Source organism: Streptomyces sp. NPDC014861, from assembly GCF_043081625.1.
GTDB lineage: Bacteria > Actinomycetota > Actinomycetes > Streptomycetales > Streptomycetaceae > Streptomyces.
In genome coordinates, this window is sequence record NZ_JBIBWV010000029.1 from 38,576 (window position 1) to 64,781 (window position 26,206).

The 26,206-nt window shown below is 74.2% G+C and carries 28 protein-coding genes; 19 read left to right on the forward strand and 9 right to left on the reverse strand.

Annotated elements, in window-relative coordinates; all coding sequences use genetic code 11:
* Positions 1-23: 23 nt before the first annotated feature.
* The 3 genes from ACF1BN_RS33955 to ACF1BN_RS33965 are packed head-to-tail and all read right to left on the reverse strand — an operon-like array spanning position 24 to position 3,266.
* Positions 24-521 carry a nuclear transport factor 2 family protein gene (locus tag ACF1BN_RS33955; protein WP_392335429.1) on the reverse strand — a complete coding sequence of 166 codons (498 nt, stop codon included), beginning with the start codon at positions 519-521 and terminating at the stop codon, positions 24-26.
* Positions 518-1,381, reverse strand: coding sequence for a dihydropteroate synthase (gene folP / locus ACF1BN_RS33960; protein WP_392335430.1), 864 nt, complete (start codon positions 1,379-1,381; stop codon positions 518-520). Before folP ends, ACF1BN_RS33955 begins: the two co-directional genes overlap by 4 nt.
* Positions 1,382-1,418: 37 nt before the next feature.
* Positions 1,419-3,266, reverse strand: a complete 1,848-nt coding sequence (locus ACF1BN_RS33965) for a phosphatidylglycerol lysyltransferase domain-containing protein (RefSeq protein WP_392335431.1) — start codon at positions 3,264-3,266, stop codon at positions 1,419-1,421.
* 160 nt (positions 3,267-3,426) lie between these two features.
* Here ACF1BN_RS33965 and ACF1BN_RS33970 point away from each other — a divergent pair, with 160 nt between their 5' ends.
* Complete coding sequence (locus ACF1BN_RS33970; RefSeq protein ID WP_392335432.1) at positions 3,427-4,539, forward strand: alpha/beta hydrolase; 1,113 nt, start codon at positions 3,427-3,429, stop codon at positions 4,537-4,539.
* A gap of 197 nt (positions 4,540-4,736) precedes the next feature.
* Here the strand turns inward: ACF1BN_RS33970 and ACF1BN_RS33975 are convergent, their stop codons facing one another.
* Positions 4,737-5,735 (reverse strand): ABC transporter ATP-binding protein, encoded by a 999-nt coding sequence (locus tag ACF1BN_RS33975; RefSeq protein WP_392335433.1) that lies wholly within the window; start codon positions 5,733-5,735, stop codon positions 4,737-4,739.
* A gap of 162 nt (positions 5,736-5,897) precedes the next feature.
* Between ACF1BN_RS33975 and ACF1BN_RS33980 the strand changes: the two genes are divergently transcribed.
* From ACF1BN_RS33980 to ACF1BN_RS34000, 5 genes are all read left to right on the forward strand, one after another.
* Positions 5,898-6,584, forward strand: coding sequence for an ABC transporter permease (locus ACF1BN_RS33980; protein WP_392335434.1), 687 nt, complete (start codon positions 5,898-5,900; stop codon positions 6,582-6,584).
* Position 6,585: 1 nt separating this feature from the next.
* A complete protein-coding gene (locus ACF1BN_RS33985; protein ID WP_392335435.1) occupies positions 6,586-7,254 on the forward strand; it encodes an ABC transporter permease in 669 nt (222 codons plus the stop codon).
* A gap of 36 nt (positions 7,255-7,290) precedes the next feature.
* Positions 7,291-8,265, forward strand: a complete 975-nt coding sequence (locus ACF1BN_RS33990; protein WP_392335436.1) for an ABC transporter substrate-binding protein — start codon at positions 7,291-7,293, stop codon at positions 8,263-8,265.
* Between the two features lie 130 nt (positions 8,266-8,395).
* The gene (locus ACF1BN_RS33995) at positions 8,396-9,595 is read left to right on the forward strand and encodes a hypothetical protein (protein WP_392335437.1); all 1,200 of its coding nucleotides are present in this window, start codon (positions 8,396-8,398) and stop codon (positions 9,593-9,595) included.
* Positions 9,592-10,092, forward strand: a complete 501-nt coding sequence (locus tag ACF1BN_RS34000; protein ID WP_392335438.1) for a GNAT family N-acetyltransferase — start codon at positions 9,592-9,594, stop codon at positions 10,090-10,092. Before ACF1BN_RS33995 ends, ACF1BN_RS34000 begins: the two co-directional genes overlap by 4 nt.
* Positions 10,093-10,105: 13 nt before the next feature.
* On the opposite strand, the gene ACF1BN_RS34005 is transcribed toward ACF1BN_RS34000, so the two are convergent.
* On the reverse strand, positions 10,106-11,248 hold the full coding sequence (locus ACF1BN_RS34005) for an NADH-quinone oxidoreductase subunit D (RefSeq protein WP_392335439.1): 1,143 nt from the start codon (positions 11,246-11,248) through the stop codon (positions 10,106-10,108).
* 181 nt (positions 11,249-11,429) lie between these two features.
* The gene (locus ACF1BN_RS34010; protein ID WP_392335440.1) at positions 11,430-12,431 is read right to left on the reverse strand and encodes an SAM-dependent methyltransferase; all 1,002 of its coding nucleotides are present in this window, start codon (positions 12,429-12,431) and stop codon (positions 11,430-11,432) included.
* 96 nt (positions 12,432-12,527) lie between these two features.
* On the opposite strand from ACF1BN_RS34010, the gene ACF1BN_RS34015 reads away from it, so the two are divergent.
* Together ACF1BN_RS34015 and ACF1BN_RS34020 are read left to right on the forward strand one after the other, a co-directional pair.
* Positions 12,528-13,727: a sensor histidine kinase gene (locus ACF1BN_RS34015; protein WP_392335441.1), complete on the forward strand. Its 1,200-nt coding sequence runs from the start codon at positions 12,528-12,530 to the stop codon at positions 13,725-13,727.
* A 37-nt stretch (positions 13,728-13,764) separates the two neighbouring features.
* Positions 13,765-14,442, forward strand: coding sequence for a response regulator (locus tag ACF1BN_RS34020; protein WP_392335442.1), 678 nt, complete (start codon positions 13,765-13,767; stop codon positions 14,440-14,442).
* A 38-nt stretch (positions 14,443-14,480) separates the two neighbouring features.
* On the opposite strand, the gene ACF1BN_RS34025 is transcribed toward ACF1BN_RS34020, so the two are convergent.
* Positions 14,481-15,572: a DUF5937 family protein gene (locus tag ACF1BN_RS34025; RefSeq protein WP_392335443.1), complete on the reverse strand. Its 1,092-nt coding sequence runs from the start codon at positions 15,570-15,572 to the stop codon at positions 14,481-14,483.
* A gap of 100 nt (positions 15,573-15,672) precedes the next feature.
* Here ACF1BN_RS34025 and ACF1BN_RS34030 point away from each other — a divergent pair, with 100 nt between their 5' ends.
* Positions 15,673-15,912: a hypothetical protein gene (locus tag ACF1BN_RS34030; RefSeq protein WP_392335444.1), complete on the forward strand. Its 240-nt coding sequence runs from the start codon at positions 15,673-15,675 to the stop codon at positions 15,910-15,912.
* Here the strand turns inward: ACF1BN_RS34030 and ACF1BN_RS34035 are convergent.
* Entirely contained in the window at positions 15,869-17,104 is a 1,236-nt protein-coding gene (locus ACF1BN_RS34035; protein WP_392335445.1) for a threonine aldolase family protein, read from the reverse strand. The genes ACF1BN_RS34030 and ACF1BN_RS34035 overlap by 44 nt on opposite strands.
* 136 nt (positions 17,105-17,240) lie before the next feature.
* Here ACF1BN_RS34035 and ACF1BN_RS34040 point away from each other — a divergent pair, with 136 nt between their 5' ends.
* From ACF1BN_RS34040 to ACF1BN_RS34085, 10 genes are all read left to right on the forward strand, one after another.
* Positions 17,241-18,200, forward strand: coding sequence for a Rossmann-like and DUF2520 domain-containing protein (locus ACF1BN_RS34040; protein WP_392335446.1), 960 nt, complete (start codon positions 17,241-17,243; stop codon positions 18,198-18,200).
* Entirely contained in the window at positions 18,197-19,267 is a 1,071-nt protein-coding gene (panC, locus tag ACF1BN_RS34045; RefSeq protein ID WP_392335447.1) for a pantoate--beta-alanine ligase, read from the forward strand. The genes ACF1BN_RS34040 and panC overlap by 4 nt, the downstream gene beginning before the upstream one ends.
* Positions 19,264-20,955, forward strand: coding sequence for an L-aspartate oxidase (locus ACF1BN_RS34050; protein WP_392335448.1), 1,692 nt, complete (start codon positions 19,264-19,266; stop codon positions 20,953-20,955). Before panC ends, ACF1BN_RS34050 begins: the two co-directional genes overlap by 4 nt.
* On the forward strand, positions 20,952-21,965 hold the full coding sequence (nadC, locus tag ACF1BN_RS34055) for a carboxylating nicotinate-nucleotide diphosphorylase (RefSeq protein WP_392335449.1): 1,014 nt from the start codon (positions 20,952-20,954) through the stop codon (positions 21,963-21,965). Before ACF1BN_RS34050 ends, nadC begins: the two co-directional genes overlap by 4 nt.
* Positions 21,965-22,771, forward strand: a complete 807-nt coding sequence (locus ACF1BN_RS34060) for a type III pantothenate kinase (protein ID WP_360602356.1) — start codon at positions 21,965-21,967, stop codon at positions 22,769-22,771. Before nadC ends, ACF1BN_RS34060 begins: the two co-directional genes overlap by 1 nt.
* A 163-nt stretch (positions 22,772-22,934) precedes the next feature.
* Positions 22,935-23,507 (forward strand): hypothetical protein, encoded by a 573-nt coding sequence (locus ACF1BN_RS34065; RefSeq protein ID WP_392335480.1) that lies wholly within the window; start codon positions 22,935-22,937, stop codon positions 23,505-23,507.
* Between the two features lie 13 nt (positions 23,508-23,520).
* Positions 23,521-23,697: a hypothetical protein gene (locus ACF1BN_RS34070; protein ID WP_392335450.1), complete on the forward strand. Its 177-nt coding sequence runs from the start codon at positions 23,521-23,523 to the stop codon at positions 23,695-23,697.
* Between the two features lie 123 nt (positions 23,698-23,820).
* Positions 23,821-24,231, forward strand: coding sequence for a BlaI/MecI/CopY family transcriptional regulator (locus ACF1BN_RS34075; protein WP_392335451.1), 411 nt, complete (start codon positions 23,821-23,823; stop codon positions 24,229-24,231).
* A 15-nt stretch (positions 24,232-24,246) separates the two neighbouring features.
* Positions 24,247-24,756 (forward strand): amino-acid N-acetyltransferase, encoded by a 510-nt coding sequence (locus tag ACF1BN_RS34080; RefSeq protein WP_392335452.1) that lies wholly within the window; start codon positions 24,247-24,249, stop codon positions 24,754-24,756.
* Between the two features lie 222 nt (positions 24,757-24,978).
* Positions 24,979-25,314, forward strand: coding sequence for an Lsr2 family protein (locus tag ACF1BN_RS34085; RefSeq protein WP_392335453.1), 336 nt, complete (start codon positions 24,979-24,981; stop codon positions 25,312-25,314).
* Here ACF1BN_RS34085 and ACF1BN_RS34090 read toward each other — a convergent pair.
* Entirely contained in the window at positions 25,293-25,889 is a 597-nt protein-coding gene (locus ACF1BN_RS34090; RefSeq protein WP_392335454.1) for an SCO3374 family protein, read from the reverse strand. The genes ACF1BN_RS34085 and ACF1BN_RS34090 overlap by 22 nt on opposite strands.
* Between the last annotated feature and the right edge of the window lie 317 nt (positions 25,890-26,206).

Here is a 26,206-nt window from a genome sequence, read left to right on the forward strand (position 1 = left end):
GACAGCGCTTGCTGTCGGGGCCGTCAGGCGGTGGGTCCGGCGTCGTCGGCGGTGGTCGCGGGGGGTGTCTCGTCGTCGGGTCCGCCGAGGACGGGGGAGGCGTGGTGCGACCAGATCCGCCAGCCCTCGGGGGTCCGGCGGAAGGTGTTGGTGGCGACGACGAGCTGCCCGACGAGGGGTCCGAGCTCGGCGCCGTCCTCGGCGGGGCCGCCGCTGAGGATGTTCTCGGTGCAGGTGACGAGCGCGGTGTCGCCGCCGATCGAGGTGCGTACGTCGGTGAGGAAGAACTGGATGTAGTCGGTGTGCGCCATGATCAGCGCGTACGAGCGGAGCACCTCGCCGCGGCCGGTCAGGACGGGCCAGCCGGGGTGGACGCAGGAGATCTCGGAGGCGCCGTCGTCGAGCCAGAGGTCTTCGAGCCGGTCGAAGTCGCCCTCCTCCATCGCCTCGTAGAAGGCGGTGTTGGCGGCCTCCACGGCGGCGCGGTCCGCGGCCCGGTCGGCCTCGCGCCCGCCGGTCACCGGGCTCCTTCGACGGCGCGGGCGACGCGGACGGCGTCGGCGCTGGCCCGGACCTCGTGGACGCGGACGGCCCAGGCGCCCTCGTGGGCGGCGAGGGCCGAGACGGCGGCGGTGGCGGCGTCGCGCTCGCGGGCGGGCGGCGGGGTGGCGCCGGGCTCGCGGGTGAGGACGTGGCCGAGGAAGCGTTTGCGGGAGGCGGCGACCAGGAGGGGGCGGCCGAGGGCGCGCAGCTCGGGGAGGCGGGCGACGAGGGCGAGGTCGTGCGGGGCGAGTTTGGCGAAGCCGAGGCCGGGGTCGATGACGATCCGCTCGGGGGCGATGCCGCCGTCGACGACGGCCTCCATCCGGGTGCGGAGCTCGGTGACGACCTCGGCGACCACGTCCTCGTAGACGGCGAGGCTGTTCATGTTGTCGCTGAAGCCGCGCCAGTGCATGACGACGAAGGGGACCTCGGCGGCGGCGACGGCGGGGACCATGCCGGGGTCGGCGAGGCCGCCGCTGACGTCGTTGACGAGTACGGCGCCCGCCGTGACGGCCGCGGCGGCGACGGAGGCCCGCATGGTGTCGACGGAGACGGTGACGCCTTCGGCGGCGAGGCCGCGGACGACGGGGACGACGCGGCGGAGCTCCTCGTCCTCGTCGACGCGGCTGGCGCCGGGCCGGGTGGACTCGCCGCCGACGTCGACGAGGTCGGCTCCCCGGGCGATGAGGTCGAGGCCGTGCTTGACGGCGGCCGTGGTGTCGAACCAGCGGCCGCCGTCGGAGAAGGAGTCCGGGGTCACGTTGACCACGCCCATGACCGCGCAGCGGTCCCACTCGGGGAGGCCGAGGGGGGCGCCCCGGTCGATCGTCGTACTCATACGACCAGCGTAGGGCCCGCCGGGGCCGCGGGCGGTTTCAGGCCGCACCGACCTCGTGCTCCCGGCCGGTGCGCGGGGCGACGACGTGGGCGCAGGGGCGGGGGGCGCGGCTGCGGCGGCGGGCGAAGGGGCGGGGCAGGGCGAGGGTGAGGAAGCCTTCGGCCTGCATGGCGGCGAGCCCGATGCGGGGCAGGTCGCGGCCGGCGCGGTAGACGACGAAGCGGGGTTCCCAGCGGGGCTGGAACTTGGCGTTGAACTTGTAGAGCGACTCGATCTGGAACCAGCGGGAGAGGAAGAGGAGCAGGCCGCGCCAGAGGCGGAGGACGGGGCCCGCGCCGATGCGTTCGCCGCGGGCGAGGGTCGAGCGGAACATGGCGAAGTTGAGGGAGACGCGGCGGATGTCCAGGCCGGGGGCGGCCTGGAGGGCGGCGACGATGAGGAGCTCGTTCATGCCGGGGTCGGCGGAGCGGTCGCGCCGCATGAGCTCCAGGGACATGCCGTCGGGGCCCCAGGGCACGAAGTGGATCATGGCTTTGAGGTCGCCGTAGGGGGCGCCGCCGGGGTCGTCCGGGTCGGTGAGGTGGGCGGTCGCTATGACGGCGTCGCCGTCGCCGGGGGCGCCGATGCGGCCGAGGGCCATGGAGAAGCCGCGTTCGGTGTCGGTGCCGCGCCAGTCGGCGGCGGCCCGGCGGACGAGTTCGAGTTCGGCGTCGTCGAGGTCGCGGACCCGGCGCACGCGTGTGGTGTAGCCGTTGCGTTCGATCCGCTTGACCATCTGGCGGACGTTGCGCATGGAGCGGCCGGAGAGGGAGAAGGCGTCGACGTCGATGACGGCCTCGTCGCCGAGTTCGAGGGCGTCGAGACCGGTCTCGCGGGTCCAGACCTGGCCGCCGGTCTCGGAGCAGCCCATGACGGCGGGGGTCCAGGAGTGGGCGCGGGCCTCGTCCATGAAGCGTTCGATGGCACCGGGCCAGGCTTCGACGTCGCCGATGGGGTCGCCGCTGGCGAGCATGACGCCGGAGACGACGCGGTAGCAGACGGCGGCCTTGCCGCTGGGGGAGAAGACGACGCCCTTGTCGTGGCGGAGGGCGAAGTGGCCGAGGGAGTCGCGGCCGCCGTGGCGTTCGAGGAGGGCGCGGAGCCGGGTCTCGTCGTCGGCGGTGAGGCGGGCGGCGGGGTGTTCGGGGCGGAGCGCGAGGTAGAGCGTGGTGAGGGCGGTGAGCATGCCGAGGGCGCCCAGGGAGTAGCCGACGGTCCAGTCGACGCCGTGGGTGTAGGCGACGGGGCCCTCGACGCCGAAGAGTCCGAGGAGGACGTGTTCGAGGCGGTCGGTGAGGCTGGGGTCGCCGACGACGCGGCGGGGGTGGGCGCTGACGACGACGAGGCCGAGGGCGAGCGAGCCGGCGCCCATGACGACGAAGTTGGCGAGGGCGCGCCAGCGGCTGCGGGGGTCGGGGAGGGCGGCGAACTGGTCCCGGTGGCGCAGCAGCAGGGCGAGCAGGGCGAGCGAGAGCAGCGAGCCGAGGATCGAGTGGCGCCAGACGAACTGGGCGGCGGCGCCGAGGGGGAGGAGCAGGACGACGGCCCGCCAGGCGCGGCGCTTGTGGCGCTTGAGGCCGTGGGCGAGGAGGAGCAGGAGGACGCCGGCGCTCAGCGAGACGGCGGCGGAGAGCGGTCCGAGGGTGCCGGGGAGGACTTCGGCCAGGGCGTGGACCCGGCTGGCGCGGAAGCGGGGGAAGACCCCGGCCGCGATGTCGAGGAGTCCGACCAGGGTGCAGGCGGTACCGACGAGCGAGGGGACCTTCTCGGGGGCCGGGCCGCTGAGAATTCGGCGGACCCGAACCGGAACCGATGATGTTTTGTCCCCATCTACCGTGACAGACATCGCTTCCCGCGCTCCCCGTGCGTTCGTGGTCGTTTTCGGCCCCGTTCGGGGCTCCCCTTAGGACGGGGCTGTGCGCGGGCGGGTTCATCCGGTCACAGGAAATTCTCAGGAAGTCGTCGGGACGTCCGGGAAGTCGTACGCAGGAAGGTTCGGACGTCTCATGGGTCTCACCAGCGGCAAAGCCCTCGTCACGGCGGTGGCGGTGGCCGTCGCGCTCTTCTCGGTCACGGTGGTGCTGTGGCCGCGGCTGGCACGGCGGGGGTGGCGGCCGGTCTTCGCCAGGGTGGGGCTGCTGCTGGCGACGCAGCTGGCGCTGTTCGCGGCGGTGGGGCTCGCGGCGAATCGTTCCTTCCTCTTCTACGGATCCTGGGCGGACCTGTTCGGCCAGGAGCAGGAGATGGGGGTGGTCGTCGACCACGGCGCCGGCTCCGCGGACGTGCGGGTGGTGGGGACGCGGGCCCTGGACGTGCCGGGCGGGACGCGGCCGGCGGTGGGCGGCCAGATCCAGGAGGTGGTGGTCCGCGGGGACCGGTCGGGGATCACCTCGCCGGCCTTCGTCTATCTGCCGCCGGAGTACTTCCAGGAGCGGTACGCGAAGAAGTCGTTCCCGGCGTCGGTGGTGCTGACGGGGTATCCGGGCACGGCGGAGAACCTGATCAAGGGGCTGAAGTACCCGCGGACGGCGTACCTCCAGGCGAAGGAGGGGCGGATGCAGCCGATGATCCTGGTGATGCTGCGGCCGACGGTGGCGCCGCCGCGGGACACCGAGTGCGTGGACGTGCCGGGCGGCCCGCGGACGGAGACCTTCTTCGCCGAGGACCTGCCGAGGGCGGTGTCGGAGTCGTACCGGGTGGGGACGAAGCCGCGGAACTGGGGGTTCATGGGGAACTCGACGGGCGGGTACTGCGCGCTGAAGATCGCGCTGAACCACCCGGACCGGTTTGTGGCCGGGGCGGGCTTCTCCGCGTACTACAAGGCGGCGGAGGACGTGACGACGGGTGACCTCTTCCACGGCGACCAGGCGTTGCGGCACCGGGCCGACCTGCTGTGGAGCCTGGACCACCGGCCGCAGCCGAGGTCGTCGTTCCTGGTGACGACGTCGAGGTCCGGAGAGGGCAACCGGAAGGGGACCGAGGAGTTCATCCGGAAGGTGAAGAGCCCGGCGCGGGTCTCCTCGATCACGCTGGACAGCGGCGGGCACAACTTCACCACCTGGAACCGCGAGATCCCGCCCGGTCTGGTGTGGATGAGCGGGAAGCTCCGGGCGGACTAGGCGACGCCTTCCGGGCCGGGCCGGGCAGCCCGGCCGGGGCCGCGGCCCGGTCGGGCGCGCCGGGTCGGGCGCGCCGGGGCAGTCCGGGCCCGCGGCCCGGTCAGGACGGGCGCGCAGGGCCAGTCCGGGTCGGTCCGGGTGTCAGGTTGGCCCGGCCCGGCCCGGTCGGTCCGGTCGGCCCGGCCCGGTCGGCCCGGTCAGGCCGCGCGGCGCAGGGCCCGGTGCACCCCCGCGGGGGTGAGGGTGCCGAGCGGCCGGCCGTCGGCGCCGGTGACGGTGAGATGCCCGGAGTCGTCCTGGAGGAGCAGCGCGAGCGCGTCCTTGAGGCTTCCCCCGAGGGGTACGGAGCGGGGCGCGGGTCCGGCTTCGGCACGCGCGCGCGTGGCGGGCTTGGCGGGCGTCCCGGCGGGGCCGGCGGGCAGCGGGTCCAGGTCCTCGGCCGTGACGGGGGTGACCGCCAGCCGCTTGAGGGCCCGGTCGCCGCCGACGAAGTCGGCCACGTACGGGGTGGCGGGGGAGGCCAGCACGGTGGCCGGGGTGTCGAACTGCTCGATGCGGCCCTGTCCGTAGACGGCCATGCGGTCGCCCATCCGGACGGCCTCCTCGATGTCGTGCGTGACGAGGAGGACGGTCTTGCGGACGGTGGCCTGGAGGGCGAGGAACTCGTTCTGGAGCCGTTCGCGGACGACCGGGTCGACGGCGCCGAAGGGTTCGTCCATGAGGAGGACCGGCGGGTCGGCGGCGAGCGCGCGGGCCACGCCGACGCGCTGGCGCTGGCCGCCGGAGAGCTGCGCGGGGTAGCGGGGGCCGTGCACGGCGGGGTCGAGGCCGACGAGTTCGAGGAGTTCGGCGGCACGCGCGCGTGCGGCCGCCTTCTTCCAGCCGAGCAGGGCGGGGACGGTGGCGGTGTTGTCGAGGACCGTGCGGTGCGGGAAGAGCCCGACCTGCTGGATGACGTAGCCGATCTTGCGGCGCAGGGCGACGGGGTCCACCTCCGCGACGTCCCGACCGTCGACGAGGACGCGGCCCGAGGTCGGCTCGACCAGTCGGTTCACCATCATCATCGTGGTCGTCTTGCCGCAGCCCGAGGGGCCGACGAGCGTGACGAGCTCCCCCTCGGCGACCTCGAAGGAGAGGTCGTCGACCGCGGTGGTGCCGTCCGGGTAGCGCTTGGTCACCTGTTCGAACCGGATCATGCGCCCATTCTGGCCCCTCGCCACCGGGCATGTGTGAAGGCGGTGTTGCGGCGACGTGGCGGATCGGCGGCGCGGGCCCGCGGATCGGCCGGATTGTCGGTGGTGGCGGTTAGGGTCGTCCAGACACACGTTCTAGCGACGACGACCTGGGGGGAGGTCCGGATGAGCTCGTCGAACTGCCTGGTCGCCAACGACTGGATCTGCGCGGAGTATCTGCGTACCCGCCGCGAGGAGCTGACCGAGGCCCTGGTCCAGCACGTCGGCATCACCGCCGCCTCGGTGGTGATCGCCCTGCTCGTCGCCGTGCCGCTGGCCCTCCTCGTGCGGGCCAGGCCCCGGCTGGCCACTCCGGTCCTCGGACTGACCACGCTGCTCTACACGGTGCCGTCGCTCGCCATGTTCTCGCTGCTGCTGCCGGTCTTCGGGCTCTCCTCCGCGCTGGTCGTCACCGGCCTGGTCCTGTACGCGCTGACCATCCTGGTACGGAACACCCTGGCCGGCCTCGAAGCCGTCCCGGCGGAGACCCGCGAGGCCGCGCGCGGCCTCGGCTTCGGCCCCTGGCGCCTGCTCTGGCAGGTCGAACTCCCCCTCGCGCTGCCGGTCCTGATGGCCGGCGTCCGGATGGCCACCGTCTCCACGATCGCGCTCACCACCATCGGCTCGGTCGTCGGCCGCGGCGGCCTCGGCAATCTCATCGAGGACGCCCTGCCCACCTTCTTCAAGGCGCAGGTGCTCGCCGCCTCCGTGCTGTGCGTGCTCCTCGCCGTCGTCGCCGACCTGCTCCTCCTGGGGGCCCAGCGGCTGCTCACGCCCTGGTCCCGGGACCGGAGCGCGCCGGGAGGCGGGTGAGATGGGGGCCGTGACGGACGCGTGGGCCTGGCTCACCACCGGTGCGCACTGGAGCGGCGAGGAGGGCATCGCCGCGCGCCTCGCCGAGCACGCCTACGTGAGCGCGCTGGCGCTGCTGATCGCCGGCGCGATCGCGCTGCCGCTCGGGCTCTGGCTCGGCCACGTCGGGCGCGGCGGCGCGCTGGCGGTCAACGTGTCGAACGTGGGGCGGGCGGTCCCGGTCTTCGCCGTCCTCGCCCTCTTCATGGTCTCCCCGCTGAGGAACGCGGGCTATGTGCCGACCGTCACCGCCCTGGTCCTCTTCGCGATCCCGCCGCTGCTGACCAACGCGTACGTGGGCGTCCGCGAGGTGGACCGAGCGGCGGTCCGCGCGGCCCGGGGCATGGGCATGACCGGTGGGCAGGTCTTCCGCGCGGTCGAGCTGCCGCTCGCCGCCCCGGTCGTGATGACCGGGGTGCGCTCCGCCGCCGTGCAGGTGGTCGCCACGGCGACCATCGCCGCCATGGTCGGCCAGGGCGGCCTCGGCCGGATCATCACGGCCGGTTTCGCGCTCTACGACACCGCCCAGGTGGTCGCGGGCGCCGTCCTGGTGGCGCTGCTCGCGCTCGTGGTCGAGGGCCTGCTGATCGGCCTGGACCGGCTGCTCGTCCCCCGGCCGCCCCGGACTTGACGTATCAGGACACCGAGAGAGCGAAGGAACCAATCCGTGAACAGGATCTCGCGCGCCACCGGCGCGCTGCTGGGTGCCGCCGCGCTGGCCGTCTCGCTCGCCGCGTGCGGCGGCGACAGCCTGGAGCAGGGCAAGGAGAAGACGTCCGGGGGCTCCGGCGGGGACAAGGGCTCGCTGGTCGTCGGCGCGGCCGCCTTCACCGAGTCGAAGGTGCTCGCCGAGCTCTACGCGCAGCTGCTGCGCGACGAGGGGTACGCGGTCTCGGTCACCACCGTGAAGAACCGGGAGCTGTACGAGCCCGCCCTGGAGAAGGGCGAGATCGACGTCGTACCGGAATACGCGGCGACGCTCGCGGAATTCCTCAACGCGAAGGCCAACGGCCCGAAGGCGCCCGAGGAGAAGCCGGTCGCCTCCGGGGACGCGAAGGCCACCGTGGACGCGCTGCGGAAGCTCGCGGAACCGCGTGGGCTGAAGGTCCTGGACGCAGGGGAGGCCGTCGACCAGAACGCCTTCGCGGTGTCGAGGGAATTCGCCGAGAAGAACAAGCTGAAGACGCTTTCGGATCTCGGAGCGGCGAAGCTGAAGGTGAAGATCGCGGCGGGTGACGAATGCGCGGTCCGCCCCTTCTGCGCCCCCGGTCTGAAGAAGACCTACGGCATCGACGTGACGGGCGTCGACCCGAAGGGGGTCGGCACCCCGCAGGCCAAGCAGGCCGTCAAGGACGGCGTGGACCAGCTGGTCCTGACGACCACCACGGACGCCACGGTGGAGAGCTTCGGCCTGGTCTTCCTGGAGGACGACAAGCAGCTGCAGAACGCGGACAACGTGCTGCCGGTGGTGAACGCGAAGGAGGCCGGGGCTCCCGAGGTGACCGCCGCGCTCGACAAGATCACCAAGGTGCTCACCACAGCGGATCTCGCCGAACTCAACCGCAAGGTCGACGCCGAGCGGGCGAAGCCGGAGGACGTCGCGGCCGCCTATCTGAAGGAGAAGGGGCTGGTCGGCAAGTAGACGCCGAAGAGGGGAAGTCGGCCCGAAGCGGAAGCGGAACGCCCTCTCTCCGATTCCGTCGGTGAGAAGTGGCCAAGAGATTACCGGGCCGACCCCCCACACCGTCCCTACGCACGGTAAATTTCAGGCCATGCCACGTGGACGCCATCGCCATTCCCCGCCTCTGCACAAGCTGATGCCGCCCTCCGCGGTCGCCGGCGCCGCGGCCGTGTGCGCCGCGGCGGCCTGGATCCCCGGGGAACTCGTGGTCGTGCGGCTGCTGGCCGTCGCGGCGGCGGCCGCCGCCGTCACCGGTGCCGTCCTCATGCGCGGCTGGGACCGCAGCGCCGGCCGCCAGGTCGCCGAGCTGACCCGCGCCCGCACCGCCGACCAGTGGAAGGCCGACGAGCGCCTCGCCGAACTGGAAGCGGACCTGGAGGAGTCCCGCGCCCTGCGCATCCGCCTCGACGCCAAGCTCCGCGCCAAGCGCGTCGAACTGGCCGGGCTGCGCGGCGAGCACGCCGACCTGCTGCGCCGCTACGCGACCGCGGAGACCGAGCGGGCCAGCGCCCTGGAGGGCCGCCGCGTCCTGGCCCAGGCGAGCGCCGACGCCCCCAGGGAACTGCCCGCCGGCAGCTCCACGCCGACCCCGGAGGCGTACCGCCGGGCCGCCCAGGCCCTGCGCGACCTGCCCCGCAACGCCGCCGCCCAGCAGGCCCGCCGCACCGCCGAGGCGGCCCGCGCCCGCGACCTCGCCGAGCGCGCCGCCGAGACGGACGAGCCGCGCGGCCGGCACGCCGCCGAGCAGCACACCCGCCCGGTCGGCCAGGACGACCGGGCCACCGAGGACACCGAGGACGCGCCGGCGGGACCGGCCGCCCTCGCCCCCGCGGCCACCGCGAAGGCGCTGCCCCCGGCGGCCCCGGCCCAGGACCGCACCCCGGCCGTCCCGGCGGCCAGCGCGATCGTCCCGTACGCGGCCCGCCGGCCCGTCCAGCGCACCGAGGGCGGCTTCGACTTCTTCGGCACGCAGAAGGCGGCGGCGATCGAGGCCGTCCAGGACACCGACCTCGCCGACGTGGTGGGCGAGGAGGTCCTGGAGGAGGCCCGCGCGGCCGCCGCGCTCCCGGACCGCGGCCCCGCCCTCACCCCGGTCCCGGCCACGGCCGCCGCCGGGCGGCGCGAGGAGCCCGCGGCCGAGGAGCCCGGAAGCGGGAAACCGGCCGCCGACGAACCGGTCGTCGTCCGCCCCTCCGCCACCGGCCCGATCGGCCAGGTCATCGACCTGACCGCGCACGACGAGACCGAGCAGCTCGACCTCGCCGAACTGCGCGGCGCCGTCAACCAGTGACCCACCGGCCCGGCCTCCTCCTCCCGAAGGAGGCCCCGGCCCGCCGCGACGAACTGATCGCCCTGTGCGCCCAGGCCTTCGCCGGCGCCCCCTGGCACGAACCGCCGCTCGGCGCCGTGAGGACCGCGGACCGGCTCTGCGACTCCGCCGCCCGGCGCCCCGACTTCCACGCGGTGACGGCCCTCGGCCCCGACGGCGCACTCCTCGGCCTCGCTGCGGGCTGGACCGACACCGTCCTCTCCGGCGCCGAACCCGCCTTCGAGCTCGCCGAACTCCTCGTCGCCCCCGCCCACCAGGGCCGCGGCATCGGCCGGGCCCTCCACGACGCCCTGCTGGCCGTCGCCGGGGCGGGCCCCGCGCTCCTCATGACCCTCGACGTGCCGGAACTGACGGAGCGGTACGCGCGCTGGGGCTGGTCCGTCGTCGACCGCCGCCGCCCCGACCGCGAGGAACGCGACTACGTGGTGATGCGCCTGGCCCGGGTGGACCGGGCCTGAACGACCCCGGCCGTCACTTGTCGATGTCGCCCACGACGAAGAAGAACGACCCCAGGATCGCGACCATGTCCGCGACCAGCGTCCCCGGCAGCAGCTCCACCAGCGCCTGGATGTTGTTGTACGAGGCCGAGCGCAGCTTCAGCCGGTACGGGGTCTTCTCGCCCTTCGACACCAGGTAGTAGCCGTTCAGCCCGAGCGGGTTCTCGGTCCAGGCGTACGTGTGCCCCTCCGGCGCCTTCAGGACCTTCGGCAGCCGCTGGTTGACCGGCCCCCGCGGCAGCTCGGCCAGCCGGTCCAGGCAGGCGTCCGCCAGCTCCAGGGAGTTGTGCGTCTGCTCCAGCAGGCACTCGAAGCGGGCCAGGCAGTCGCCCTCCTCGCGGACCACCACCCGCAGGGTGTCCTGGAGCTCCCCGTAGGCCAGGTACGGCTCGTCCCGCCGCAGGTCGAAGTCGACGCCCGAGGCACGGGCGATCGGCCCGGACACCCCGAAGGCGTGCACCGTCTCCGGGGCCAGCACGCCGACCCCGCGCGTGCGGGCGCGGAAGATCTCGTTGCCGAGGACCAGCCGGTCGTACACGTCCATCCGCGAGCGCACGTCCGCGACCGCCTGCCGGGCCCGGCCGAGCCAGCCCGCCGGCAGGTCCTCCTTGAGGCCGCCGACCCGGTTGAACATGTAGTGCATCCGGCCGCCGGAGACCTCCTCCATCACCGTCTGGAGCTCCTCGCGCTCCCGGAAGGCGTGGAAGACGGGCGTGATCCCGCCGAGCTCCAGCGGGTACGAGCCGAGGAACATCAGGTGGTTGAGGGCCCGGTTCAGCTCCGCGAGCAGCGTGCGCAGCCACACCGCCCGCTCAGGCACCTCCATGCCGAGCATCCGCTCGACGCCCATCACCACACCGAGCTCGTTGGAGAAGGCCGACAGCCAGTCGTGCCGGTTCGCCAGCATGACGATCTGGCGGTAGTCACGCGCCTCGAAGAGCTTCTCGGCACCCCGGTGCATGTAGCCCACGACCGGCTCCGCGTGCCGGATCACCTCGCCGTCGAGCACGAGCCGCAGCCGGAGCACGCCGTGGGTGGAGGGGTGCTGCGGGCCGATGTTCAGCACCATGTCGGTGCTCTCCGCCGCGCCGCCGATGCCGACCGTGGTCTCCGTCATGCCGCACAGTATCCCCCGCTCCGGCACCCCTCCGACGGGCCGGTCCCCGGCCTGTGGACAACCCGCCGCACGAGCCCGGCCTGTGGACGACCAGCCCCCCTCGGGCCCGCCCCCTCAGCCCCGGCCGACCACCCGCCCCTTAGGCGGTCCCCTCGAACCCGCCCGCCCACGGCGGCGCCCCTCAGACCCGCTGGCTCAGCCACAGGAAGTCGCCCAGGCCGCCGCGCGCGGTCAGTTCCGCCGCCTCCCCGGCGGCGGAGAGCGCCCGCACGTACGCCACCGGGTCGGTCGAGGCCAGCGCCAGTGGCGGCCGGTCCCCGGAGACCCCGAGCCGGCGCAGCGCCTCCCGCTGGGTCGTCAGTTCCGCCGCCACGCGCGCGTGCACCGCCGCCGCGCACGCGTCCATCGCCACATGGGCGGTGAGGTCGCCGCGGCCGTCCGGCACCGGCGCGACCTCGCGGCCCGCCCGGAAGCCGGTGAGCGTCCCGAAGGGCGGCCGGGAGTCCCGTACGTGTCCGTAGTCCACCGCCACCGCCGTGCCCGCCGCCAGCGAACCGACCGCCGCCGCCCACGCCTCGTCCCGCGGCCGGCCGATCTCGGCCCGCTCGCCCGGACCGGACAGCGGCCACCACCGGGCCAGCCACTCCGCGTCCGGGCCCTCGACCGGGGCGCCCGGCCGCTCCGTACCGTCGCCGCGCACCTCCACGTACCGGACCGTGCCGTCCTCGTCCGCCTCGGCGACGTCCACCGGCACGTTGTCCAGCCACTCGTTCGCGAAGAGGAGACCGCGCACCCCCTCCGGCGGCCGGTCGGTCCACTCCACCCGGGGGTCGAGCCGGTCCGGCCGGGCGGCCCGCTCCACCGCGTACGCCCGTACCCGCAGCCCCGCCGGGACCGCCGCCAGCACCCCGGTCACCAGCTCGCCCCGGCCCGCGCCCATGTCCACCAGGGCGACCTCGTCGGTGGCCAGCTCCTCCGCCGTGGCGACGAGCAGCCGGGCGACCGCCGCCGCGAAGAGCGGCGAGGCGTGCACCGAGGTGCGGAAGTGGCCCGCGGGGCCCTCCGGGCGCAGGAAGAACCCCCCGGGTCCGTACAGCGCCCGCTCCGCGGCCTCCCGCCAGCCCCGCCACTCCCGCCCGTCGCCCGCCGGCGGCTCCGTCCCGTCCGTCACGTCATCCGTCACGGGCCCCAGTCTCCACCCCCGGTCGTACGGGTCCGGCCGCAAGGATCGACCGCACGGTTGATCCCCCGCCCGTACCCGTTCCCTACTCTGGGTTACGTGCAGCGCCTCTACGACTTCATCCGCAGCCACCCGACGGGCGTCGACGTCTTCTGGGCCGTCGTCCTCCTCGGGATGTCCGTGCTGTGGGTCGGGGCGACGCCGAGCCTCGGCCACCCCGTCGGATACGGGGCGGTAGCCGTGCTCTACTCCCTGGTCGTCGCCCTGCGGCGGCGGGCGCCGGAGCGGATGCTGGTGCTCACCGTCGCCCTCGGCGTCGTCCAGCTGGCCCTCGACCTCGCGCCGTTCGTGGCGAACTTCGCCATGCTCGTCATGATCTTCACCGTCGCCGCCCACGACGGCCCCCGGTGGGCCTCCCGGCTCGCCCTCGCCGGCGGCATCGTCGCCGCCCCGCTCTCCCAGCTGAGATGGCCGCTGGAGGGCAGCGTCTCGGTGCCGGGACAGGTCTTCTTCACGGTGATCATGGCCGTGCCGTTCGCCCTCGCCTGGGTCCTCGGCGACTCGCTCCGCACCCGCCGCGCCTACTTCGCCCAGCTGGAGGAGAAGGCCGCCCGGCTGGAGCGGGAGCGGGAGGCGCAGGCCAAGGTCGCGGTCGCCGCCGAGCGGGCCCGGATCGCCCGCGAGCTCCACGACGTCGTCGCGCACAACGTGTCGGTGATGGTGGTGCAGGCCGACGGCGCCGCCTACGTCATGGACTCCTCCCCGGAGACCGCCAAGCAGGCCCTGGAGACCATCTCCACCACCGGCCGGCAGGCGCTCGCCGAGATGCGCCGGCTGCTCGGCATCCTGCGCACCGGCGAGCACAAGGAGGCGGGCGAGTACGTGCCGCAGCCCGACGTGGAGCAGATCGAGGAGCTGGTCGAGCAGGTCAGGGGCGCCGGTCTCACCGTCGACCTCATCGTCGAGGGCACCCCGCGCGAGCTGCCCACCGGCGTCGGCCTGACCGCCTACCGGATCGTCCAGGAAGCCCTCACCAACACCCGCAAGCACGGCGGGCCCGACGTCGGCGCCCGTGTCCGGCTCGTCTACTTCGACGACGGCCTCGGCCTGCTCGTCGAGGACGACGGCCGGGGCGCCCCCCAGGAGATGTACGAGGACGGCGGTGCCGACGGGCGCGGCCACGGCCTCATCGGCATGCGGGAGCGGGTCGGCATGGTCGGCGGCACCCTGGACGCGGGACCCCGCCCGGGCGGCGGTTTCCGGATCAGCGCGCTGCTTCCGCTCAAGCCAGCACACTGAGAACCCGAGCTTCGTCCCCACTCACCGAAGGAACCGCATGTCCATCCGCGTGATGCTCGTCGACGACCAGGTGCTCCTCCGCACCGGTTTCCGCATGGTGCTGGCCGCCCAGCCGGACATGGAGGTCGTGGCGGAGGCGGGCGACGGGGCGGAGGCCCTGGAGGTGCTGCGGGCCACCCGGGTCGACGTGGTCCTCATGGACGTCCGGATGCCGCGCCTCGACGGTGTGGAGGCGACCCGCCGGATCTGCGCCGAGCCCGACGCCCCGAAGGTGCTCATCCTGACCACCTTCGACCTGGACGAGTACGCGTTCTCCGGCCTGAAGGCGGGCGCGAGCGGCTTCATGCTGAAGGACGTGCCCCCGGCCGAGCTCCTCGGCGCGATCCGCTCCGTGCACAGCGGCGACGCCGTCGTCGCCCCCTCGACCACCCGCCGCCTCCTGGACCGCTTCTCCCCGATGCTGCCGTCCTCCGGCCGCGAGCCCGAGCACCGCGAGGTGGAGAAGCTGACCGACCGCGAGCGCGAGGTCATGCTCCTCGTCGCCCAGGGCCTCTCCAACGGCGAGATCGCCGCCCGCCTGGTCCTCTCCGAGGCGACGGTCAAGACCCACGTGGGCCGCATCCTCACCAAGCTGGGCCTCCGCGACCGCGTCCAGGTCGTCGTCCTCGCGTACGAGACGGGCCTGGTCCGCGCGGGCGGCGGCGCCAAGGGCTGACGGGCCCGCGCGGCCCGCCTCCGGGGCGGCGCCCCGGCTCAGCGCAGCACCGACTCCAGGAAGTCGCTGCCCAGGCGGGCGACGACCGAGAAGTCGAGCTGGTGGAGGACGTAGCGGCCCCGGCGGCGGGTGGTGAGGAGCCCGGCCTTGCGGAGCACCGCCAGGTGCCGGGAGACCTCCGGCGCGGTGATGCCGTACGTGTCCGCCAGCTCGCTCGTCGAGTACGGGCCGCGCGCCAGACTGCGGCACATCCGCATCCGCACCGGATGGGCGAGCGCGTCGAGGCGCAGCCGCACCGTCTCGACCGACTCCAGGCCGCCGACCTCGCGGCTCGCGGCCGGGTACATGATCACCGGCTGCCAGCCGGGCGCGTACAGGGCCATCAGGTGCGGCCGGCCGAAGACGCTCGGCACCAGCGTCACCGCTCCGGTCCGGGCGTCCGCCCGGGCCTCCATCAGCTTGTCGACCACGATCCGGGCGCTCTCGCCGTCCTCCTCCAGGCTCAGCGCCGGCGAGGCGTCCGCGAGGGCCTCGGCGAGACCCTTGTGGCGCATCAGCTCCGTCTTGTGGCGCGCGTCGGCGGCGAGCTGCACCCGGATCCGCCGCCACGCCTCGGCGAAGAACGCCTCGTCGCAGTCCTCCAGGAGACGCCGGATCCACGCGCGCGTGGCGGTCGGCGCGGAGAGCATCCGCTCCACGAAGGCGGCCTGCCGCGGGCCGCGCGCGGCGGCCAGGTCCAGGGCCCGGCGCGCGGACCGCTCGTCGACCAGCGGCGACGGGATGCCGCCCCGGGCGTAGAGCGGGCTGCACGAGATCTCCAGGGCGGCGCCGACGAACCTCTCGTCGTCCAGCCGGTCCAGGTCGTCGAGCTCCTCGGCCAGCGTCTCCCGGGGCCGCGCCGGCAGCAGGAAGTCCGAGCGGGTCGATCGCCACATGAAGTCGGCCTCCAGGAGCCGGTCGGCGAGGCCGGGCTCCAGGGCGGCGGTGGTCGCCGTCGCCCACGCGTGGTGGCCGGGATGGTGGCCCGGCTCCGCCAGGACGTGGACGGCGTTGCCGAGCTCGGCCAGCGGCGAGGGGCAGAACACGATCCGCTCGGGCGGCACTCCGGTGATGTCGATGGTCACGCTCACGCCCCCATCCTGCGGGACGCACCGGGCGGTCCGTCGCCCCGATTGACGAGGGCCGTCAATCGGAGCGCGGGACGGCGGGCGGCGGCCCCAGGGTGAGGCCATGGACGCGCTGCAACAGCACCTCTTCGACAGCTACCGGGCCGCGCGGCGGGGCGAGCCCGCACCGCCCGCACCCGGCACCCGTGACCTGGCCGTGCTGCGCGAGCTCCGGGACCACCGCCGCTTCACGCGCGTGGTGGCGGGCCGCCCCGCCGGCGGCCCGCTCGCCGCGGCCCTGGCCCGGCTGGTGCGGGGCCTCAGCCGGCGACGAGCGCCAGGAAGTCCCGTACGGCCGTCCTGACGTCCTCCGCCGTCCACTCCAGCCCGTCTGCGGCCACCGTCACCTCCGTGACGGCCGTGCCCGGCGGGCCGGCCGCGCCCGGCGTGAACCACCGGCGGAAGAGACAGGTCCCGGTCCGCTCGGTCTGGGCGAGGGCCGCCGCCGTGAGGACGTCCGGCTCGTACGGGAGCCACACCTGGAACTGGTGGGTGTGCGGCGCCTCCGGGTGGATCCGGAACCAGCCGGGACCGCCCCGCTCCGCGAGCACCTCGCGCAGGGCGTCGGCCACCACGCGCGCGTGGGCCACGTACGACGGCAGCCGCGGCAGCTCGGCGTCCAGGCCGCGCAGCGCCGAGAGCGCCACCGGGTACTGCTGGAAGACCTGGCCCCCGTAGCGGTGGAGCCAGACCCGCGCCTCCGCCACCAGCTCCTCGGGTCCGGCGAGCGCCGCCCCGGAGATCCCGTCGAGGGACTTGTAGAACGAGACGTACACGCTGTCCGCGAGCCCGGCGATCTCCGCGAGCGGACGGCCGAAGTGCGTCGGGCACTCCCACAGCCGGGCGCCGTCGAAGTGGACCACGGCGTCCCGCTCCCTGGCCGCGTCGACCGTCGCGGTCAGCTCCTCCCAGGACGGCAGCACGAAGCCCGCGTCCCGCAGCGGCAGCTCCAGCATCAGCGTCCCGAAGGGCTCCGGATGGTCGCGTACCTCCTCGGCCGTCGGCAGCCGGGGCGCGTCCGTCGGGTGCACCGTCCGCAGCCCCGACACCGCTCCCAGGGCACCGCCCTCGTGGACCTCGGGATGGGCCAGCGGGTGGAGCGCGACGACCGGGCTTCCGGTGCGCCCCGCCCAGCACCGCAGCGCCACCTGCTGGGCCATCGTGCCGGTGGGGAAGAAGACGGCCGCGGGCATGCCCAGCTCGGCGGCGATCCGCTCCTCCAGCACTTCCACGAGCCCGTCGCCGTACACGTCGAGAGCCGCGTCGGCGAGCCCCGCGGCGTCCGCCCAGTCGGCCAGCGCGCGCAGCCGGCCGCCGACCGTGCCCTCCACGGAGGGGCGCCACAGCGAGCGCGCGGCCCCGCCCCACACCTGGGCCCGGTACCGCCGCGCCGCACCCGCGTCGGGCGCCTCCCCGGCAGCTTCGCCGGCCGTCTCCGCGGCGGTCGGGCCGGTCACCTCACCGGGCGTCTCCGGTGGCAGTCCATCCACATCCATGGGCAGATCATCACACCGTCACCCACGCCGCCGCTCACGACTTTCGGGCGACCGGGGGAGGGACGAAACGCTGGCGTAGCATGACCAGAAATCGTCCGGTACCCGCCGAGGACTGGAACGGAAGGCCGTACCCACCGTGAACGCACCAGCAGCGCCAGAGCCCAGGGCCGAGGACCGACCTGCCCGGCTCACCGTAGGAGTCGTCGGCGCCGGCCGCGTCGGCCCCGCCCTCGCCGCCTCCCTCCGGCTCGCCGGGCACCGCCCCGTCGCCGTCTCCGCGGTCTCCGACGCCTCCCGGCGCCGGGCCGCCGAGCTGCTGCCCGACGTGCCGGTGGTGGAGCCCGCGCGCGTGCTCGCCCTCGCCGACCTCGTCCTGCTCACCGTCCCGGACGACGCTTTGCCGGGCCTCGTCGACGGACTCGCCGGGACCGGCGCCGTCCGGCCCGGCCAGCTGATCGTCCACACCTCCGGGCGGTACGGCGCCCGCGTCCTGGACCCGGCCCGCCGCGCGGGCGCCCTCCCGCTCGCCCTGCACCCGGCGATGACCTTCACCGGCACCGCCGTCGACGTGCAGCGGCTGGCCGGCTGCTCCTTCGGGGTGACCGCGCCCGAGGAGCTGCGGCTCGCCGCGGAGGCGCTGGTCATCGAGATGGGCGGGGAGCCCGAGTGGATCGCCGAGGAGGCCCGGCCGCTCTACCACGCGGCCCTCGCCCTCGGCGCGAACCACCTGGTCACCCTGGTGGCCCAGTCGATGGAGCTGCTCCGCACGGCCGGCGTCGCCGCCCCCGACCGGATGCTCGGCCCCCTCCTCGGCGCCGCCCTCGACAACGCGCTGCGGTCCGGCGACGCCGCCCTGACCGGCCCCGTCGCCCGCGGCGACGCCGGCACGGTCGCCGCCCACGTGGCCGAGCTCCGCAAGCACGCGCCCGGCACCGTCGCCGGCTACCTGGCGATGGCCCGTACGACCGCCGACCGGGCGCTGGCGCACGGCCTGCTCAAGCCGGAGCTGGCCCAGGACCTCCTGGGCGTCCTCGCCGCCGACGCCGCCGCCGACACGACCGGACCCGCCGACGGGCCGCGAGGAGACGACCGATGAGCCTGTTCGACCGGAACGGCCCCGGACGCCGCGGACCGGCGGAGCTGGTCCCCACGGTCGACGACCTGGAGTACGCGCGCGCCCACTTCGGCGGCGCGCCGGGGCGCAGCGCCGTCGTCATGACCATGGGCGCCCTCCACGAGGGCCACGCCACCCTCATCAGGGCCGCCCGCGAGCGCGTCGGCAAGAACGGCTTCGTCGTCGTCACCGTCTTCGTCAACCCGCTCCAGTTCGGCGCGGGCGAGGACCTCGACCGCTACCCGCGCACCCTCGACGCCGACCTGGAGCTGGCCTCCGCCAACGGCGCGAGCGCCGTCTTCGCCCCCTCCGCGGACGAGGTCTACCCGGGCGGACAGCCCCAGGTCCGGATCACCGCGGGCCCCATGGGCGACCTCCTGGAGGGCGCCTCCCGGCCCGGACACTTCGACGGCGTCCTCACCGTCGTCGCCAAGCTGCTCCACCTCACCAGCCCCGACGTGGCCTTCTTCGGCCAGAAGGACGCCCAGCAGCTGGCCGTCATCCGCCGCATGGCGCGGGACCTGAACTTCCCGGTCGAGATCGTCGGCGTGCCGACCGTCCGCGAGACCGACGGCCTCGCCCTGTCGAGCCGCAACCGCTACCTGTCGGCCCGGGAACGGCACACCGCCCTCGCCCTGTCCCGGGCCCTGTTCGCCGCCCGGGACCGGCTCGCCGCCCAGGAGGCGCTGCACGCGCGTGCCGTCGCCCTGCCCGGCGCCCAGGGGCGGGCCGAGACCCGCGCCGAGGCGCTCTCCCGGCTGGGCGAGGCCCGGGCCGCCGCCGACACGCACGCCGTCGCGCAGGCCGCCGACGGCGGCGGCGCCGAGGCCGTACGGGCCGCGGCGCGCGCGGTCCTGGACGAGGCCGCGAAGGCCGAGCCGCCGCTGGTCCTCGACTACCTGGCCCTGATCGACCCGGCCGACTTCACCGAGGTCGAGGACACCCACCGGGGCGAGGCGATCCTCGCGCTCGCCGCGCGCGTGGGCACCACCCGACTCATCGACAACATCCCGCTGACCTTCGGAGCCACCCAGGGAGCCGCCACGTGACCGGAATACGGCTGCACGCCCCCGAGCCGGGCTGGGCCATCGACGCCGACGTCGTCGTGGTCGGCTCCGGCGTCGCCGGACTGACGGCCGCCCTGCGCTGCACCGCCGCCGGGCTCCGTACCGTCGTCGTCACCAAGGCGAATCTGGACGACGGCTCCACCCGCTGGGCCCAGGGCGGCATCGCCGCCGCGCTCGGCGAGGGCGACACCCCCGGCCAGCACCTGGACGACACCCTCGTGGCCGGCGCCGGGCTGTGCGACGAGCCGGCCGTCCGCCTCCTCGTCACCGAGGGCCCGGACGCCGTCCGCCGTCTGATGGCCACCGGCGCCGACTTCGACCGCACCGACGACGGCGAGATCGCCCTCACCCGCGAGGGCGGCCACCACCGCCGCCGGATCGCCCACGCCGGCGGCGACGCGACCGGCGCGGAGATCTCCCGGGCCCTGGTCGAGGCCATCCGGGCGCAGGCCGTCCGCACCATCGAGCACGCGCTCGTCCTCGACCTCCTCAAGGACGACGAGGGCCGCACGGCCGGCGTCACCCTCCACGTCATGGGCGAGGGCCAGCACGACGGCGTCGGCGCCGTCCGCGCCCCCGCCGTGGTCCTCGCCACCGGCGGCATGGGACAGGTCTACTCGGCCACCACCAACCCGTCCGTCTCCACCGGCGACGGCGTCGCCCTCGCGCTGCGGGCCGGCGCCGAGGTCTCCGACCTGGAGTTCGTCCAGTTCCACCCGACCGTGCTCTTCCTCGGCGCCGGCGCCGAGGGCCAGCAGCCGCTGGTCTCCGAGGCGGTACGCGGCGAGGGCGCCCACCTGGTCGACGCCGACGGCGTCCGCTTCATGCTCGGACAGCACGAGCTGGCCGAACTGGCGCCCCGGGACATCGTCGCCAAGGCGATCACCCGCCGCATGCAGCAGCAGGGCGCCGAGCACATGTACCTCGACGCCCGGCACTTCGGCGCCGAGATGTGGGAGCAGCGCTTCCCGACGATCCTGGCCGCCTGCCGGGCGCACGGCATCGACCCGGTCACCGACCCGATCCCGGTCGCCCCGGCCGCCCACTACGCCTCCGGCGGCATCCGCACCGACCTGCTCGGCCGCACCACCGTCCCCGGCCTGTACGCGTGCGGGGAGGTCGCCTGCACTGGCGTGCACGGCGCCAACCGGCTCGCCTCGAACTCGCTCCTGGAGGGCCTGGTCTTCGCCGAGCGGATCGCCGAGGACATAGCCGCGCACGGCCCGCACCGCGAGGGCGTGGTCCGGACCGAGCCCGCGGCGACGGTGCTGACGCTGCTCGCCCCCGAGGTCCGTCGGGAGATCCAGCGGATCATGACCCGGGACGCGGGCGTACTGCGCTCGGCCGCCTCCCTGACCGCCGCCGCCGACGCCCTGGAAGCGCTCCGGCAGGACGCCGAGGAGGAGCGCAAGGCCGCCGAGCCGGGCGTCGACTCCTGGGAGACCACCAACCTGCTCTGCGTGGCCCGGGTCCTCGCCGCCGCCGCCCTGGCGCGCGAGGAGACCCGCGGCTGCCACTGGCGCGAGGACCGCCCGGACCGGGACGACGAGCGGTGGCGCCGCCATCTGGTCGTCCGCCTCACGCCCGACCGCCGCCCGGTGGTGCGCACCACCGGGACCGCGGACTTTCCGCCCGTAACCCCCGAAGCCCCCAGGGAGCCGCAGCCGTGAGCACGCCCGAGGAAGCCCGTCCCGAGCCCGTGGACGTCCCTCTCATCCAGATCAGCTCGTACGAGGAGACCGGCGGCTGCGGCGACGGCTGCGGCTGCGGCGGCGCGGAGGAGTACGAGTGCGGGCTCGACCCCGCGCTCGCCCAGCTGCTCGCCGACGCCGGTCTCGACCCCGTCCAGGTCGAGGACATCGCCCACCTGGCGATCGCCGAGGACCTCGACGGCGGCGTGGACGTGACGACCGTCGCGACCGTCCCCGAGGACGCCGTCGCGACCGCCGACTTCGTGGCCCGGGAGGCCGGCGTGGTCGCCGGTCTGCGGGTGGCCGAGGCGGTCCTGTCGATCGTCTGCACCGAGGAGTTCGAGGTCGAGCGGCACCGCGAGGACGGCGAGCGCGTCGAGCCCGGCGACCTGCTGCTCAGCGTCACCGCCCGCACCCGCGACCTGCTGACCGGCGAGCGCAGCGCGCTGAACATCCTGTGCCGCCTCTCCGGCATCGCCACCGCCACGCGCGCGTGGGCGGACGCCCTGGAGGGCACGAAGGCCAAGGTCCGCGACACCCGCAAGACGACGCCGGGCCTGCGCGCCCTGGAGAAGTACGCGGTCCGCTGCGGCGGCGGCGTCAACCACCGGATGTCGCTCTCGGACGCGGCCCTGGTGAAGGACAACCACGTGGTGGCGGCCGGCGGGGTCGCCGAGGCGTTCAAGGCCGTGCGGGAGGCATTCCCCGAGGTGCCGATCGAGGTCGAGGTCGACACCATGCACCAGGTCCGCGAGGTGCTCGACGCGGGCGCCGACCTGATCCTGCTGGACAACTTCACCCCGGACGAGACCGAGGAGGCCGTGACCCTGGTCGGCGGCCGCGCGGTCCTGGAGTCCTCCGGCCGGCTGACCCTGGACAACGCCGCGGCCTACGCGTCGACCGGCGTCGACTACCTGGCGGTCGGCGGCCTCACGCACTCCTCCCCGATCCTCGACATCGGCCTGGACCTGCGCGAGGTGCGCGGCTGATGCTGCTCACCATCGACGTCGGCAACACGCACACGGTCCTCGGGCTCTTCGACGGCGAGGAGATCGTCGAGCACTGGCGGATCTCCACGGATCCCAGCAGGACCGCCGACGAGATGGCGGTCCTGCTCCAGGGCCTGATGGGGATGCACCCGCTGCTCGGCGCCGAGCTGAGCGACGGCATCGAGGGGATCGCGATCTGCGCGACGGTCCCCTCGGTCCTGCACGAGCTGCGCGAGGTGACCCGCCGCTACTACGGCGACGTCCCGGCGGTGCTCGTGGAGCCCGGTGTGAAGACGGGCGTCCCGATCCTCACCGACAACCCGAAGGAGGTCGGCGCGGACCGCATCATCAACGCGGTCGCCGCCGTCGAGCTCTACGGCGGCCCGGCGATCGTGGTCGACTTCGGCACGGCGACCACGTACGACGCGGTCACCGCGCGCGGGGAGTACGCGGGCGGCGCGATCGCCCCCGGCATCGAGATCTCGGTCGAGGCGCTCGGCGTGAAGGGCGCGATGCTCCGCAAGATCGAGCTGGTCCGGCCGCGCGGGGTGATCGGCAAGAACACCGTCGAGGCGATGCAGTCCGGCATCGTCTTCGGGTACGCGGGCCAGGTGGACGGCGTCGTCGCCCGGATGAAGCGCGAGCTGGTCGGCCCGAAGGGCGACCCCTCGGCCGTCACGGTGATCGCCACCGGCGGTCTGGCGCCGATGGTCCTGCGGGACTCGGCGGAGATCGACCGGCACGAGCCGTGGCTGACGCTGATCGGCCTGCGCCTGGTCTACGAGCGGAACGTCTCCCGCATGTGACCGCGCGGGCGCACGCCCCGTGAGCCGCCCCACGCGCGCGTGGGGCGGGAATCCGCAGGTGGCAGGGGTCCGGCGCCGACGCGCCGGATGATCGCTAAGAGAAAATTGTCCGATTAGCGCGTATCGTCGGCCCATGCCCACGCCCTACGGATCCCGCGGCGGCATGGCGTTCAGCGCGGACGAGCTGCGTGTGCTCCGACGCGCCCTCGCCAACGCCCTCCACCCCGCCCCCCTCCCGGACGAGGACGTCCGCGACGCCCTCCGCCTGGCACATTCCGTGGACGAGGCCGTGCGCGAGGCCGGGCGGCTGCGCGCCTTCCTCCTCGACGACCTCGCCCGCTACCGCGAGGCCCTCCCCGGCTCCCTCGCCGGCTACCTGGACCTCCTGGAGGACGCCCTGGCCGCCGGGTACGACCCCGGCGCCGACGACCTCGCCGCCCTGCGCGCGCTCCGCGGCAGCCCGCCCGCCGCCCGCCTGCTCACCCGCTGCCAGGTCCTCGCCGAACGTTCCGTACGGGCGCGCCTCGCCCGCGTCTCGCAGGCCACCGCGAGCGCCCCCGCCGCCTCCCGGGCCCGGCTGCTCGCCCTCCCCGGCGGCCGCGCGGCCGAGGAGCCCCGGCCCAAGCCGCCCACCCCGGCCCCCGCCGAGCGCCCGGTGCCCAAGCCCTCCGAGGTCTTCCCGCCGCGCCGCAGGCCCGTGCCGCCGCCCCCGCCCGAGGAGCGGGTCGCGGGCTAGCTACCCTGGTCCCATGGACTACGTATCCGCGCTTCTGCCCCCCGTCGTGATGGCTGCGTTCTTCATCGCCCTCATCGTCGTGATCGTCAAGTCCCAGGGCGGCCCGAACAAGGCCAAGGAGGACGCGGCGGTCGATGCCGCGCTCGCCCGCGCGGAGGCCGCCCGCCAGCCGGACGGCCCCGACGCCTAGCACCCGCGGAACCCCTCAGGGGCGTCCGGCCGAAACACGGTCGAGCGCCCCTTTTGTCTTGCTCTGGACGCGCTCCGCGGCCCAATAACCGTTATTCCCGTTATCTCCCACTACTGTGAGGCTGTGCCCCGCCCCTTGGGAGAACTCGAAGACGCCGTCATGACGCGCGTCTGGCAATGGAACCGGCCGGTGACCGTCCGGGAAGTACTGGAAGACCTCCAGCAGGAACGCTCCATCGCCTACACCACCGTCATGACCGTCATGGACAATCTCCACCAGAAGGGCTGGGTGCGCAGGGAAGTCGAGGGCCGCGCCTATCGATATACGGCGGTCTCCACCCGCGCCGCCTACTCGGCCGCACTGATGAACGAAGCCTGGGCGCAGAGCGACAACCCCGCGGCCGCCCTGGTCGCCTTCTTCGGGATGATGTCCGCGGAACAGCGGGAGTCCCTGAACGACGCCATCCGCATCGTCCAGCGCGACAACCCGCTGCCTTCGCCCGAGGAGGGCGGGGGAGAACCGGCGGCCTCCTAGCGGTACCGTCCCCCCATGCCGAAAGCCGTCACCGTTCGCCGTGCCCGTACCTCCGACGTAGCCGCCGTGCGACGCCTGGTCGATCCCTACGCGCGCCGCGGCATCCTCCTCGACAAGGCCACGGTGACGCTTTACGAGGACATCCAGGAGTTCTGGGTCGCGGAACGCGACGAGGACGCAGAGGTCGTCGGAGTGGGCGCTCTGCACGTCATGTGGGAAGACCTCGCGGAAGTCCGGACACTCGCCGTCGATCCCGAGTTCACGGGCGCCGGCGTCGGGCATCTGCTCCTCAACCAGTTGTTGCAGACCGCACGCTGGCTCGGTGTGCGCAGGGTTTTCTGTCTCACCTTCGAAGTCGCCTTCTTCGCGAAGCACGGCTTCGTCGAGATCGGTGAGACCCCGGTCGACGGAGATGTCTACAGCGAGCTCCTCCGTTCCTATGACGAGGGTGTCGCCGAGTTCCTCGGTCTCGAACGGGTGAAGCCGAACACCTTGGGCAACAGCCGGATGCTTCTGCACCTGTGACCGGAAGCCCGGCGGAACCCGGTGGAACCCGACGGGAACCCGGACTGAACGCCGGACTGAACGCCGGACTGAAGGCCGGACTGAACGTCGGACGGAACCCTATGTCCGAATCGCGCACGTTTCCCGCGTTGCCGGGGTTCTGAACCTCTGCCAGGGGTTTGTGTTTTTCCGTGAAAAGCGGTTTCCTTTCCGCGTACTGCATTTTCGATGAAAGGAAATCCGGTGGCACAGAAGGTTCAGGTCCTTCTTGTCGACGACCTCGACGGCGTCGAGGCGGACGAGACCGTGACGTTCGCGCTGGACGGCAAGACCTACGAGATCGACCTCACCACCGCCAACGCGGAAAAGCTCCGCGGCCTGCTCGAGCCGTACACCGCGAACGGGCGTCGCACCGGCGGTCGCACCACCACGGGCCGCGGCAAGGGCCGCCCCGCCGCCTCCGGCAGCCAGGACACGGCGAAGATCCGCGCCTGGGCCAAGGAGAACGGCTACGAGGTCAACGACCGCGGCCGCGTCCCCGCCCACGTCAAGACGGCCTACGAGGACGCGAACCGCTGAGGCGCCCCCCGCAGGGCCGCCGGTCCACCGGCCCGGGAGCTCAGCAGCCGCAGTCGGTGGCACTCCACCGCGGCCGCGGCGACCAGGCGCGTCAGACACGGGGCCTCCGCACGGCCCCACGGCCCGGACCTCGGCGCCGGCAGCGAGGACTCCACCTCGCGGCCCGGCCCGGGAGCCCGCAGCCACACGGCGGCACCCGGCGCGCCGGAGCCCCCCCGCCCCGGAGGCGGGGGAGCGGTCATCCGGCCGTCGGCGCCCAGCGCCACGAGATCCAGTGAGATCCCGCCCCACTCCAGCCACTCCAGCAGGCCGGGAAGCTCCTCCGCGCTTCCCGCGGCCACCAGGAGCCGCATGCGGCGTCCCATCAGCGCCACCGGCCCCGTCGCGGCGCCCACCCGGCGCAGCACGGCACGGCCGGCCGCCGCCGGCAGCTCCAGCACGTCGAAGCGGATCCCCGTCACCAGCTGCACCGGCGGGCCCGGCACCGTCGCCCAGCCGAGCTCCCGCTCGTACCAGAGCGAGAGCGCCCGTCCGCCGTCGAGCGGCGAGCGGGGAAACGGGACGGTGGGGGCCATGCCCGGGGAACTCCCGGGGGGCCGGGGAGGTTACGGCCCCGGGCGCCACAGGTGACGTAACGTTCCGGTCCGGAGACCCGAGGTGTCCGGTAATGAGACGTACGCGTGCATTCGACGGCGCAACCTTGTTCGCTGGTAGCGGAGGGACCCCGGGTGCGCCGCATGGAGTGTCGGACCCTACGGGTAAGACATTCCCAGTGGAGAGGGGTGACTCCGCGGGTCGGGCCGTCTCACGTTCGCCATCGGCGTACTCAAGGCGGGGGTAACTACTTGGCCTGCGGGAACATCGTCTCGCACCATCGAGTTGGAGCATTTGT

Excerpts from the sequence above, each read along its gene's own strand:
- folP (WP_392335430.1), bottom strand. The coding sequence starts at position 1,381 with ATGAGTACGACGATCGACCGGGGCGCCCCCCTCGGCCTCCCCGAGTGG.
- ACF1BN_RS33965 (WP_392335431.1), bottom strand. The coding sequence starts at position 3,266 with ATGTCTGTCACGGTAGATGGGGACAAAACATCATCGGTTCCGGTTCGG.
- ACF1BN_RS33970 (WP_392335432.1), top strand. The coding sequence starts at position 3,427 with ATGGGTCTCACCAGCGGCAAAGCCCTCGTCACGGCGGTGGCGGTGGCC.
- ACF1BN_RS33975 (WP_392335433.1), bottom strand. The coding sequence starts at position 5,735 with ATGATCCGGTTCGAACAGGTGACCAAGCGCTACCCGGACGGCACCACC.
- ACF1BN_RS33980 (WP_392335434.1), top strand. The coding sequence starts at position 5,898 with ATGAGCTCGTCGAACTGCCTGGTCGCCAACGACTGGATCTGCGCGGAG.
- ACF1BN_RS33985 (WP_392335435.1), top strand. The coding sequence starts at position 6,586 with ATGGGGGCCGTGACGGACGCGTGGGCCTGGCTCACCACCGGTGCGCAC.
- ACF1BN_RS33995 (WP_392335437.1), top strand. The coding sequence starts at position 8,396 with ATGCCACGTGGACGCCATCGCCATTCCCCGCCTCTGCACAAGCTGATG.
- ACF1BN_RS34005 (WP_392335439.1), bottom strand. The coding sequence starts at position 11,248 with ATGACGGAGACCACGGTCGGCATCGGCGGCGCGGCGGAGAGCACCGAC.
- ACF1BN_RS34020 (WP_392335442.1), top strand. The coding sequence starts at position 13,765 with ATGTCCATCCGCGTGATGCTCGTCGACGACCAGGTGCTCCTCCGCACC.
- ACF1BN_RS34030 (WP_392335444.1), top strand. The coding sequence starts at position 15,673 with ATGGACGCGCTGCAACAGCACCTCTTCGACAGCTACCGGGCCGCGCGG.
- ACF1BN_RS34035 (WP_392335445.1), bottom strand. The coding sequence starts at position 17,104 with ATGGATGTGGATGGACTGCCACCGGAGACGCCCGGTGAGGTGACCGGC.
- panC (WP_392335447.1), top strand. The coding sequence starts at position 18,197 with ATGAGCCTGTTCGACCGGAACGGCCCCGGACGCCGCGGACCGGCGGAG.
- ACF1BN_RS34060 (WP_360602356.1), top strand. The coding sequence starts at position 21,965 with ATGCTGCTCACCATCGACGTCGGCAACACGCACACGGTCCTCGGGCTC.
- ACF1BN_RS34065 (WP_392335480.1), top strand. The coding sequence starts at position 22,935 with ATGGCGTTCAGCGCGGACGAGCTGCGTGTGCTCCGACGCGCCCTCGCC.
- ACF1BN_RS34070 (WP_392335450.1), top strand. The coding sequence starts at position 23,521 with ATGGACTACGTATCCGCGCTTCTGCCCCCCGTCGTGATGGCTGCGTTC.
- ACF1BN_RS34080 (WP_392335452.1), top strand. The coding sequence starts at position 24,247 with ATGCCGAAAGCCGTCACCGTTCGCCGTGCCCGTACCTCCGACGTAGCC.
- ACF1BN_RS34090 (WP_392335454.1), bottom strand. The coding sequence starts at position 25,889 with ATGGCCCCCACCGTCCCGTTTCCCCGCTCGCCGCTCGACGGCGGACGG.